Source organism: Psychroflexus gondwanensis ACAM 44 (assembly GCF_000355905.1).
GTDB lineage: Bacteria > Bacteroidota > Bacteroidia > Flavobacteriales > Flavobacteriaceae > Psychroflexus > Psychroflexus gondwanensis.
Map to the genome: position 1 here is coordinate 257,288 of NZ_APLF01000003.1, position 12,099 is coordinate 269,386.

At 35.2% G+C, this 12,099-nt stretch carries 7 protein-coding genes; 3 read left to right on the plus strand and 4 right to left on the minus strand.

Features of this window, described 5'->3' with window-relative positions:
* Positions 1-84 precede the first annotated feature (84 nt).
* Positions 85-1,380 (plus strand): NAD(P)/FAD-dependent oxidoreductase, encoded by a 1,296-nt coding sequence (locus PGOND44_RS03360; protein ID WP_003436651.1) that lies wholly within the window; start codon positions 85-87, stop codon positions 1,378-1,380.
* A 73-nt stretch (positions 1,381-1,453) separates the two neighbouring features.
* On the opposite strand, the gene PGOND44_RS03365 is transcribed toward PGOND44_RS03360, so the two are convergent.
* On the minus strand, positions 1,454-2,563 hold the full coding sequence (locus PGOND44_RS03365; RefSeq protein ID WP_003436652.1) for a TlpA disulfide reductase family protein: 1,110 nt from the start codon (positions 2,561-2,563) through the stop codon (positions 1,454-1,456).
* Positions 2,564-2,714: 151 nt separating this feature from the next.
* Here PGOND44_RS03365 and PGOND44_RS03370 point away from each other — a divergent pair, with 151 nt between their 5' ends.
* A complete protein-coding gene (locus tag PGOND44_RS03370) occupies positions 2,715-5,093 on the plus strand; it encodes a GAF domain-containing protein (RefSeq protein WP_003436653.1) in 2,379 nt (792 codons plus the stop codon).
* Positions 5,094-5,175: 82 nt separating this feature from the next.
* Here PGOND44_RS03370 and PGOND44_RS03375 read toward each other — a convergent pair whose 3' ends face one another.
* Positions 5,176-6,357, minus strand: a complete 1,182-nt coding sequence (locus PGOND44_RS03375) for a Pycsar system effector family protein (RefSeq protein ID WP_003436654.1) — start codon at positions 6,355-6,357, stop codon at positions 5,176-5,178.
* 41 nt (positions 6,358-6,398) lie between these two features.
* Here PGOND44_RS03375 and PGOND44_RS03380 point away from each other — a divergent pair, with 41 nt between their 5' ends.
* Positions 6,399-10,127, plus strand: coding sequence for a BamA/TamA family outer membrane protein (locus PGOND44_RS03380; protein ID WP_003436670.1), 3,729 nt, complete (start codon positions 6,399-6,401; stop codon positions 10,125-10,127).
* Here the strand turns inward: PGOND44_RS03380 and PGOND44_RS03385 are convergent.
* Complete coding sequence (locus PGOND44_RS03385) at positions 10,124-10,867, minus strand: C40 family peptidase (protein WP_003436673.1); 744 nt, start codon at positions 10,865-10,867, stop codon at positions 10,124-10,126. The genes PGOND44_RS03380 and PGOND44_RS03385 overlap by 4 nt on opposite strands.
* A gap of 16 nt (positions 10,868-10,883) precedes the next feature.
* On the minus strand, positions 10,884-12,059 hold the full coding sequence (locus PGOND44_RS03390; RefSeq protein WP_003436677.1) for an acetyl-CoA C-acyltransferase: 1,176 nt from the start codon (positions 12,057-12,059) through the stop codon (positions 10,884-10,886).
* Positions 12,060-12,099 lie beyond the last annotated feature (40 nt).

Sequence of the window (12,099 nt, forward strand, 5' to 3'; positions counted from 1 at the left end):
ACTATATAATACGTTTATATGTCGTTAAATTTACCAAAAGTTACATGCTAAACAGGAAAAGATAGTAATTTAGAGAAAAAAGTTATGAACATTCCAATTACAGATTTTCCAAGAGTGGTTATCATAGGAGCTGGTTTTGGTGGAGTAAGCTTAGTTAATGACCTCGAGAAAAAACCATTTCAGGTGGTTATGCTGGATAAGAGGAATTATCATACTTTTCAGCCTTTATTATATCAAGTATCAACCTCTGGTCTAGAGCCAGACTCTATTGCGTATCCTATACGAAAGCTTCTTAAAAAGAATAAGGATGCCTATTTCAGAATGGCAGATGTCGAGCACATCGACTCAGTAAAGCAATTAATCCATACCAACATAGGTGAAGTTACTTATGATTATTTGGTGATTGCAACAGGATCAAAAACTAATTTCTTCGGAAATAAAAGTGTAGAGGACAATGCTATTTGGATGAAAACAATACCACAAGCTTTGAATTTGAGGAGTTTGATTTTGGAGAATTTTGAAGAAGCTACCATAACTGAAGATCCTGAACGAAGAAAAGCGTTGTTGAATTTTGTTATTGCAGGTGCAGGGCCTACAGGTGTTGAACTGAGTGGAGCTATTGCAGAACTTCGTAAAAATGTAATCCCTAAAGATTATCAAGATATAGACCCTAAGGATATTCATATTCATTTAATAGAAGGGATGGATAAAGTTCTACCTCCAATGAGTGCAAAATCCTCTAAAAATGCGCAGAAATACCTAGAAGAACTTGGTGTCGAAATTCACCTCAATACCTTCGTTGAGTCTTACGATGACCACATCGTAAAGACAAGTAACGAAGCTCTCTCTTTTCCTACAGAGACCTTTATCTGGAGTGCTGGTGTCACTGGAGCAGCTATAGAAGGACTTAAGAGTGGAGCACTTATGGAGAAGGAAAATCGATATAATGTAAATACTTTCAACCAAGTAGAAGGTTACGAAACTGTTTTTGCAATAGGTGACATTGCTTTAATGATAAGCGAAGAGTATCCAAAAGGTCACCCTATGGTTGCCCAACCTGCTATTCAACAAGGTGCGCATTTGGCAAAAAATTTATTAAGAACTATAAATAATCAATCTCTAGAGCCTTTTGAATATTTCGATAAAGGTACCATGGCAACAATAGGAAGAAATAAAGCTGTGGTTGACTTAGGCAAAATCCAATTTGGTGGTGCCTTTGCTTGGTTTGTGTGGATGTTTGTTCATCTGTGGTTTCTAGTTGGATTCAGGAATAGAATAGTGACTTTTTTTAACTGGACTTACAGCTATATCAATTACGATAGAGCGGCTCGCTTAATCGTAAGGCCTTTTAAAGCAGAAAAACTAAAATCTCCCGACTAGTTGATATGATTAAATAAAAAGGGACTTTTCAACACATTGAAAAGTCCCTTTTTATTTTGAAGTTTAATAAGACTTAGTTTTCTAAAACTTCTTTTACTTTATCTCGTAAAGCCTCACCTCTAAGATCTTTGCCAACAATAATCCCATTTTCATCAATTAAAAAGGCTGCAGGGATAGCTTTTACTCCATATTTTAGGGCTATGGGTTCTTGCCAATATTTCAAGTTTGAAACATGATTCCATTCCAATTGATCATCCTTAATAGCTTTTAACCAAGAATTTTTACTATTGGGTTTGTCTAAAGAAACACCTATTACAGAAAACCCTTTATCTTTATAATCGTTGTAGATACTTACAATGTTAGGGTTTTCGACACGACAAGGTCTACACCAAGAAGCCCAAAAATCAATAAGGGTTACTTTACCCATTACTTCATTAAGAGATAGCTCTTCTCCGTTTGGTGTTGGTCCTGAAAATTTTGGAGCTTCTGCTCCAATATCAGTTGCGCCTATCTTTGCAATATTTTGGCCTAGCATTCTACCTAGGGGTGTATCCTTTACATTATCACTAAATCCGTCGTAAAGGGATTTCATTTTATTTAAGGGAACAGATTTAGAATTCATCACATCAGACAAAGCCATCATGCCCACTATAGAGTTGGTGTGGGATTGAATGAAATCCAAAGTAGCTTTTTTGGATTCTTCTGCCAAGGCATCCATATCTAATCTTGCATCTAGCATGGCAGTCTCATCTTCATTCTGCATCGCTTCTGAATGCTGATTTTTAATGAAATTTTTCTCTTCTGCAAATTTGGTAATGACACCGATATAGTCCTTTAATAACTTGTTATGTTCACCGGCCTCTATTTTAGAATTTCTCAAATTTTCATTTGAAGCATCAATCTTTATTGTTTCAGCATCATTAATAAAAATGATATTTCCATTCACGCCTTCGATTTGAATAAGATTGATGTCTTGATTTTTGGAATTAATTAAATCAAATTCAAAAGAATTGTTATTCACCTGAGTTGTGTCTAGTGGAACAGGAACATTTTGTGGGCCTAGCTGAGCTAAGTAAACATTGGTTCCATTAGGAACTTCATCAATAGATGCTTCGAGTTTAGGAGAGGGTGAGTTACATCCTACAAGAAGCGCTAAGATCGAAACGGCATATAAAATTTTCATCTAGTTTGATTTTGATTTTATACAAAAATAGACAACTCCAAAAGAGTAGAAGAATTACTTAAGAATAAAATAGCCAAAACTTATAAAAGTATCTTAAGTGAACGATAAAATCTACCCTTTATAAATAGTATTGTATTCTGTATATTTAACTATGGATCGCTATAAAGATATTTATCCCTTTAGAATAAAATTGAGTTTCCAAAAAATATTGGATAATTTTAGTCAACGTTTGAAAACTGAAATCAATCCTATTTCCAAAACATATATTAAAGGTATTCTAGAGTATTCTGAATCTTACCCAGAGTTATTTGAAGGTATCGAAGATTTTGAAAACTTAGAAGTCTACCAAGATCAAATAAAAATTCTTCTTGATGATCTGTTTCCAGATGTGTTGACCTACAATGAAATAAAAGTCGCTACGGTTCCTTTTCGCTCTAAAATGTTTAGAAAAACAAAGCGTTTTGAATCTATACTGAATTCAGTAGAAGACAAAAACTTTGAATTTCTACCTAGAAATTTTAACGTCGAAAAGGATTATATTTTAGCATGTATCATAATTTTAAATACTTACTACAACTATAATATCGATTTTTTCCGTCCAGAATATTATGATGTTCCAGATGCAAATGGTAAAATAAGGAATTATCGGCTTTTTGTAAATGCGGATTTCATTGAACTCATTCCCACAAAAGATGCTCTAGATATCACAGACGAAGATGTAGATGAGCTTTTAAATCATCACGATGATATTGATTTTTGGAAGGACAAATTCCCACCAAATTCATGGATTTTTAAAGGATTCGCCATTTTGAATCTTACCGATGTTACGGCAGACAATAGCATTTCAGAAATTAAAACTCTTTTATTAAACAACAATATACTTTCTGACTCAAAGATTATTTCTACGAAAATGAGAGATGTTTTAAGCACTATCTTTAGTCTACCCAAATTAGAATTTGGCTTCGCCCTTTTTGATGATGTCGAAGAGAAGTTTCAACATGTAAATTCGCAATACATTGAAAGTTTTATTTTGGATTCAATTTCAGAAAATGGATGTAGAGAAGCTCTTTGTGAAGGGGCTTATAAATCTATTGTAACTCGACATAGTTATTTTAGTATTCCAGATGTGGAAAGTTATGCTGAGAAAAATCCTAAAAATAAATTCGCGAAGCATCTTCATCAACAATCTATAAAATCAGCTATACTAGCACCGGTGATTAAAAACGAAAAGCTTCTAGCCATTCTAGAATTGGTAAGCTATTCCAAAAATGATTTAAATAGTATCAATGCTACAAAACTCGATGATATTGTTCCTTATATTGCTGAAACCGTAGAAAATTACAGACAAGAAAAGCAAAACCGCATAAAGGCAATTATTCAAAGTGAATACACCTCTATACACCCAAGTGTAGAATGGAAATTCCAAGAAGAAGCAGAGAAGTTTTTAGAAGGTTTTGCAAATAAGGAAGAGGCAAACTTAGATGAAATTACTTTCAAAAAGGTATATCCACTTTTTGGTCAAATAGATATTGCAGGATCGTCAACCCAAAGAAATTCAGCGATTCAAAATGATTTAATTAACCAACTCAATCAAGTTCTAAATATCATCAATTCAGCCTTCGAAGCTCAACCTATTCCTGTATACGAGCAAATGGGATATAGAATTACAGATAGTCTTTCGAGTTTAATGGAGGGAATCACCGCTTCAACCGAGCAAAAAACCGATAACCTTTTAAAATATGATATTCTTCCCATTTTGGAGCACATCGAAAATAATGTTCCAGACTGCAAACTCATGGTCAATATTTACTTAAAAAAAATAGAGGTAGGTGCCAAAGCTTTTCATGAACAAAGAGACGAGTTTGATGAGACCGTTTCTAGCATTAACTCTTGCATGGCCAACTATATTGATTTGAAGCAAGTAGAAGCACAGAAAATATACCCACATTATTTTGATCGTTATAAAACCGATGGCGTAGAACATAATATGTACATAGGCCAATCCATTACTCGTGAACAAAAATTTAGTGAAGTGATGCTTCAAAATTTGAGATTATGGCAACTCACTGTGATGTGCGAGATGGAAAATAAATTTTACAAATTACAAGATTCCAATGCTTTAAAGTTAAGTTCTAGATCGTTGATTTTAGCATTCAATAACACCTTAAGTATTCATTATAGAATGGATGAAAAGCACTTTGATGTTGATGGGTCCTATAATGCTAGCTATGAAATCATCAAAAAAAGAATAGATAAAGCCTTTATAAAGCATACCGAAGAGCGTATTACCTCCAAAGGGAAACTAGCTATCATCTACTCTCAAAAAGAATCTGAAAAGGAATACCTGAAATATATTCATTACTTGCAGAGGAAGAAGTATCTAGATGAGGATGTCGAGGTGCTTGATGTTGAAGATTTGCAAGGTGTTTCAGGCTTAAAAGCCTTAAGGGTGGGGATTTTATACCATACCGATAAAAGCGAAGCTTCTGGTTTAACTTACGAAGATCTGATAGAATCTTTGAGGAGTTAAAATTGAAATTAATTGAGAAGATAAATTCTTCAATTTAACAGTTCAAAGATTACCTGAAGTTAATTCGTTTCTTTGCTCGAGTTCAAAAAACATTAAAAGCGACAAAAAAACTAATCACAGAGATAATAATACCTACCATAAATGTTGTGTAAGTCAACCTTAGGAGGCGATATTTTCTTTCTAATACTTTTCCTAGTAAATAAAGGTCTTTTACCAAAGCTTCATAGACATAGTCTTTGTCTTTAATGATTTCTTTGACTCCCCATAGATAGTCTTTGAAACTCATTTTATGAAAATTTCCAAAAAATAAAATATTCACATCCCTATCTTCTACTTGTTTTTTGGTGAATTCTCCCGAACTCACGTTGGGTCTTGTAGATAAAATGGATAAAATAATTGACGCTACACTAAAACAGATCAAGATGAGGGTAGGAATCATTAAATGTTGGTTACTTGGGTTGTCTAATTTTGGGATGATATTCGCCAAAGCTAAAGAGATGATAATCGCATTTACCGATAAGAGAATATTTGCTTTTGTATCGGCAATATCACTTAGTTTAATGTGATTTCTTAAAGTAACCCTAAATAAGGTTTGTATACTCCTTTCTGGATTGTTGTTTTTGTATTGAGCTTTATATTTTGCTTTTAATTTTTCTTTTTCCTCTTTTCTCTTCTTCTTATCCTTATTTTCAATAAGATTGATTAGGTTCTTTTGTTTTATAGCGCTCCAATTCTTTACGGCATAATCTGTATAGAATTGATGTTTGGTAGAAAGCATATCGATATTAAGATCAAGCCATTCTTTTGGACTGTAAGAATCTCCTTGTAAATAAAATTCTTGTCTCAATAATTCACTTATTTCCTTAAAGTCTTCTCTAGCAAAATGAGAACAGTCGGCATCTTTTAGGATTTTCTCAATATCAGTTGTGGGTTGCGCACCTAGTTTTGTGATACCAATAGCTTTTTCAATAATCGAGAGATCATCTTCAGACAAATTATGGTCTTTTAGGAAACTCCTCGCTATCAGTTTGCTTTCTTTTTCATGATGTTCATTAGAATGTGTATACCCTGTATCGTGGAACCATGCGGCAAGAAGGAGCATGTTTTTATCTTGTGGACTTAGATTTTTTTTCTCTGCTAGAAACTCAGCATTTTCAACAACTCTTTTAGTATGATTGAAATTATGGTATACATATATAGTAGATAACTTATCTTTGAATAAATGCAAAACAAAAGTTTCAACTTTAGAAAGTAAATCTGTCATTTTCTATATTTAAGAGACTATAATTCAAGTTTTATTTAAGAATGAGAAAAAAAATACAATTGATTGTGCTTTGTCTGGTATTTGTTTCCTGTGCAACTTACGAAGTTAACTATAAAAATTTAGAAAAATTCGAATCTACTTTTTATCCTGAGGATAAAACCAAGTTACAGCGTTTTTATCTTATTGGAGATACAGGGTATGAAAAGTTAGATACTGTTCCACCAGGTCTTCAAGCTTTTCGAAAATTTGCCAAGGGAATAGATACCCAAAAGGATAAGCTCATTATTTTGGGGGATAACATTTATCCTGCCGGTTTACCAAGCGAAGGTGAAGACGATAGGAGGCAAGCAGAACAAATTATCGACCGGCAAACGTCAAGTCTTCAATTTTTTGAAGGGGATGTTCATTTTATTCCTGGGAACCACGATTGGTATTCAGAAGGGATTCAGTCCTTAGAAAACCAAAAGGAGCGAATTGAAGAAGCATTGCCAAACCAAGATTTACCTTGGCTGCCTAAGCCAGGCTGTGGGATGTCTTTTGTAGATATTTCAGATGATGTTCATCTCATTATTTTAGACTCTCAATGGGTTTTACAAAATTGGGACAACACACCACAAATCAATAGAGGCTGTGAAGAAATTAAAACGCGGGATCAATTTTACGATGAATTTGAAACTGAGCTGAAAAAAAATCAGAATAAAACCACACTAGTAGCACTTCACCATCCCTTGTATACCAATGGAATTCACGGGGGGACTTTCGAATTTGTAAAACATTTGTTTCCTTCCCAACGCAAAGTCCCTTTACCCGTTCTGGGATCTCTAGCTAATATGATACGAGCTACAGGTGGAATTTCTGTGCAAGACACTCAAAATAATCAATACCGAAAGATGGTAGATCGAATTTCTGCTATTGCAAGCCGTTGGAATAAAGTCATTTTTGCTTCTGGCCATGAGCATAGCTTACAATATATAGAGCATGATTTGATAAAGCAGATTGTCTCAGGTTCGGGGTCTAAAGTGTCTTACGCCAAACTAGGAAGTGATGGTGAGTTCGTTTATCCTGGTTATGGTTTCGCTATTTTTGATGTTTTCGAAGACGGTTCCTCTTGGGTGCAATTTTACTCAGCTAACGAAGATGAACCAGAATTGATATTCCAGAAGGAAGTTTATGGTCCAGATGAAGCTTTTGACCTTAATCAGCTTCCAGAGACGTTTCCTAAAACAGTAAAGGCTTCAATTTACGAAGAGTTTAAACTAGAAAGAACAGACTTTTTTGAAAGTATATGGGGAGAGCGTTACAGAGATATGTATGGAAAACCAATTGAGATGCCAGTCCTTGATTTGGATTCTGCATACGGAGGTCTTCGTCCAATGCGATTAGGCGGCGGCATGCAAACCAATTCTTTAAGGTTAGAAGATAGTTTAGGCCGTCAATACAACATCAGGCAAATCAAGAAAAATCCTATTCGTTTATTGCAGCAGTTCGTCTATCCCGATAAGAACTTAACTGGTGAATTTGATGACACTGTAGTGGAAGAATTATTACTAGATTTTCTTACCTCGGCACATCCATTTTCATTTATGGCAGTCCCAGATTTAGCAAAAGCTATAGATATATACCACACCAATCCAAAATTAGTTTATATCCCCAAACAAAAAGCTCTAGGGAAGTTTAATGCCAAACATGGAGATGCTATATACATGATTGAAGAACGTCCGGAAGATAACTGGATGGGAACAGAAGGTGTTTTTGGAAACCCCAATCACGATATAGTTAGTACTGCAGATTTGATAGTGCGCCTACGTCGTGATGAAAAATACAGCGTTGATGAATCTAGTTATTTGAGAGCTCGGTTGTTTGATATGCTATTAGGGGATTGGGACAGGCACTCAGATCAATGGCGTTGGTCTGAGTTTGAAGATGAAGATGGAAATCATACTTTCAAACCTATTCCAAGAGATAGAGATCAAGTTTTTGCTAATTTCGATGGTGGTTTTTTTAATGCGATTCGTACCATCAGTAGCTTTCCTAAAATTTATCATCCTTATACTAGTGATATTAAATATTTAAGGTGGTTTAATAATTCTGGTTTGGGACTCGATAGAATTATTATAAGGAATGCAACTAAAGAAGATTGGATAAAAGAAGCTAATTATATTCAAAACCACTTGTCTGATGAGGTAATCCAAAAAGCTTTTAGTCACTTTCCAAAAGAAATTAATAAAGAAAACACTCAAGATTTAATCAAAACCTTTAAAGAAAGACTCGGAAATCTAGAGTCTATAGCAAAACGCTATAGCAATATCCTGAATGAATATGCTATTTTGAGTGCTACAGATAAAGATGATATTATTGACGTGGACAGGTTTGAAAACGGAAAGACTCGAGTTCAGGTTTATAGAAACAAAGGTGGAGATCGTGAAAGTTTGATGATTGATAAAACTTTTGACTCCGAGCAGACCAAAGAAATCTGGATTTATGGTTTAGATGAAACAGATGAGTTTTACGTTAATGGCGATTTCAAAAGCAAAATAAAAGTAAGATTAATAGGAGGGCACGACGAGGATGAGTACACCATAAATTCAGGTCAACGTACTGTAATTTACGATTATAAATCTTTTGAGAATACAGTAAAAAAGAAGTCGAAGGCTAGAGTTGTTGAGTCTGATGATTATCAACAGAATCTCTTTAACAAAAACAGAAAAATATCTACTTCCAATACGTTTCTGCCAAGGCTAGGTTTTAATCCAGATGATGGATTGCTTTTTGGCCTACAAACCACCCATGCATTTAAAGGCTTTCAGCTCAATCCTTTTACTTATCGTCACAAATTAAGAGCAGGATTATATACCTCTACGGGAGGTTTTGATCTTGGTTATGAAGGAGAGTTCGCCAACGTGATAGGGAATTATAATTTCATTACTAGTGTAGAGTATACAAGTCCAAATTTTGCAAGGAACTTTTTTGGAATTGGAAATGATTCAGAAAACCGTGATGATGAGTTGGGTAAAGACTATAACAGGGTTAAAATAAGACGCATTGAAGCTGAAATTGGCCTCCGAAAAGCATCTGACTATGGAAGTATTTTTGAGCATAAATTAAGTTACCAAAACTATAGAGTCCAAAGAACTGAAGGGCGGTTTATTGATGAGGCTAGCGCAGAATTACTATTGAATAATCCTGATTTTTTTGAAACTCAAAATTTCGTGTCTTACCGGTCTTCCTATCAATATAAAAGCTTGGATGATAACTTAAATCCTAAGCGTGGGATGGATTTCAAAATTGAAGCTGGAGCGACTATGAATGTAGAAAATACAGATCAGCATTTTTTCTTTTTGAATCCACATCTAGAATTTTATAATCCCATTTCTCGAGATCAGAAATGGGTGTTAAGAACCAAAGCAGCTTCTCAGCTTCTTTTCGATGATAATTATGAATTTTATCAAGCCGCTATATTGGGAGCAAACAATGGGCTAAGAGGTTTTCGAAGAGATCGATTTATAGGTCAGCAAAGCTTAGTAGGTAATGTCGATTTGAGGTATAGTTTCAATACTATAAGAACCAATGTCATGCCTCTTCAGTTTGGCGTGTTTGGTGGCTTAGATGTAGGTAGAGTTTGGTCCGATGTTCCAGAATCTAATCAGTGGAGAAATAATTATGGACTTGGATTTTGGGTGAATGGTGCTGATTTATTCTCGGGAACCTTTAATTTTTTCCATAGTGAAGATGGATTTTGGTTCTCTTTTGGTTTTGGAGCTAGGTTTTAGACTATTTTTTTAATCACTCTTAGATTGTGCGAATAGCGATTGGTATCTACGTTGAAGATGCCGTAGTGGTCTATCCTATCTATTCTCACTTGTCCGTGGGCATGAATAATATAATTATCTTTCATCATAATCCCAACGTGAATAATGTGTCCCTCCTCATTATCAAAGAAGGCTAAATCGCCAGGTTCACTTTCCTCGATAAAAGAAAGAGCTTGACCTTGTTTAGCTTGTTGATAAGCATCTCTATGAAGATGTATGAGACTTATTTTATAAACCATTTGAGTAAATCCACTACAATCTATACCAAAGGGAGATTTACCTCCCCATAAATAGGGAGAGTTGAGATAAAGCATAGCCGTATCCACTAGTTGTGTTTTGTTATACTTCGCATTGGTAGATCCATCGAAGTGATGACTAAGGAGTTCTGAAGAATGAACTGCAGAACCAATACAAACAGGCATCAATTGATTGGAGGAGGTGGTCATAAGACCTATCAAATCTGTAGAATAAGTCGATTTCTTTTGAAGGTTTTGAAATGTCAATTCATCGATTTTGAAAGCTTGTTTCTCATCTATCCAGCCATTATAACTATCAAAAGCTATACGTATTTTAATCCACTTGGGTCTTGTTTCGGTAATTTCGAAATGATCCCCATAAAGTAACTGAGTAACCATTTCTGAAGTGTCGTTAGCGTCTGCTCTCACTGGCACAACACTTAGAGGACAAATTCCGTATAGCATTTTGAAGTATTAAGATTTATCGTTCTAAAATCATAGCAGAAGCACCTCCGCCACCATTACAAATAGCAGCAGCTCCAAGCTTAGCATTGTTTTGTTTCATGATATTTATAAGCGTAATCAGGATTCTCACCCCAGAGCAACCTAATGGATGTCCTAAAGAAACCGCACCACCATGTACGTTAACCTTATTTTTATCTAAACCTAGTAATTTAGTATTGGCAATACCAACGACAGAAAAGGCTTCGTTAAATTCAAAAAAGTCAATATCTTCTTTGGACACTTTTGCTTTCTTAAGTGCGAGAGGCAAGGCTTTTGCAGGCGCAGTAGTGAAACGCTTAGGCTCTTGAGCCGCATCAGCATAACCTTTAATAGTCGCTAAAATTTCAAGCCCCAATTCTTCAGCTTTTTCTTTAGTCATCAAAATCACAGCACCGGCACCGTCATTTATAGTTGAGGAATTTGCAGCTGTTGCAGTACCATCTTTACTGAATGCAGGTCTCAAGCTAGAAATTTTGTCAAGTTTAATATTTTTAAACTCTTCATCTTCTTTCATGATGATAGGTTCGCCGCGTCTCTGTGGAATTTCTACAGGAACAACTTCATCATCAAATTTTCCAGCTTTCCACGCTTCAGCACTTCTTTTGTAAGACTCTTTAGCAAATTCATCTTGTTCTTCTCTAGAAATATGATGTTCTGTCGCACACAAATCTGCACAAGTTCCCATTGCATTATTGTCATAAGCATCCACTAGACCGTCGCGTTGTAAGCCATCAACCATTTGAGCTGGTCCAAATTTTTGACCTTTTCTCAAATGCAAGTAATGAGGAATCATGCTCATATTTTCCATCCCACCAGCAACAATAATTTCAGCATCACCTAAGGCAATAGCTTGTGCGGCTTGCATTACAGCTTTCATACCACTAGCACAAACTTTATTGATGGTTGTACACGGGACAGTATCTGGAATACCTGCACCCATGGCTGCTTGTCTTGCTGGTGCTTGGCCATTATTGGCCTGTACGACATTCCCCATGAGGACTTCATCTACCAATTCTGGTTTTAAGTTGATTTTGGAAAGAGCTCCCTTTATGGCAATTTCTCCCAATTTAGTTGCAGGAATATCGGCTAAGCTTCCTAAAAAGCTTCCAATAGGAGTTCTTACTGCACTTACTATAACGATATCTTTGGACATAAGAGTTTTATTTAATTTCAGCGAATTTAAGAATTTTATG

What these genes read in the sequence shown, in the direction of transcription:
- PGOND44_RS03390 (WP_003436677.1), bottom strand. Translation starts at nt 12,059, where the DNA reads ATGTCCAAAGATATCGTTATAGTAAGTGCAGTAAGAACTCCTATTGGA.
- PGOND44_RS03375 (WP_003436654.1), bottom strand. Translation starts at nt 6,357, where the DNA reads ATGACAGATTTACTTTCTAAAGTTGAAACTTTTGTTTTGCATTTATTC.
- PGOND44_RS03385 (WP_003436673.1), bottom strand. Translation starts at nt 10,867, where the DNA reads ATGCTATACGGAATTTGTCCTCTAAGTGTTGTGCCAGTGAGAGCAGAC.
- PGOND44_RS03380 (WP_003436670.1), top strand. Translation starts at nt 6,399, where the DNA reads ATGAGAAAAAAAATACAATTGATTGTGCTTTGTCTGGTATTTGTTTCC.
- PGOND44_RS03360 (WP_003436651.1), top strand. Translation starts at nt 85, where the DNA reads ATGAACATTCCAATTACAGATTTTCCAAGAGTGGTTATCATAGGAGCT.
- PGOND44_RS03365 (WP_003436652.1), bottom strand. Translation starts at nt 2,563, where the DNA reads ATGAAAATTTTATATGCCGTTTCGATCTTAGCGCTTCTTGTAGGATGT.
- PGOND44_RS03370 (WP_003436653.1), top strand. Translation starts at nt 2,715, where the DNA reads ATGGATCGCTATAAAGATATTTATCCCTTTAGAATAAAATTGAGTTTC.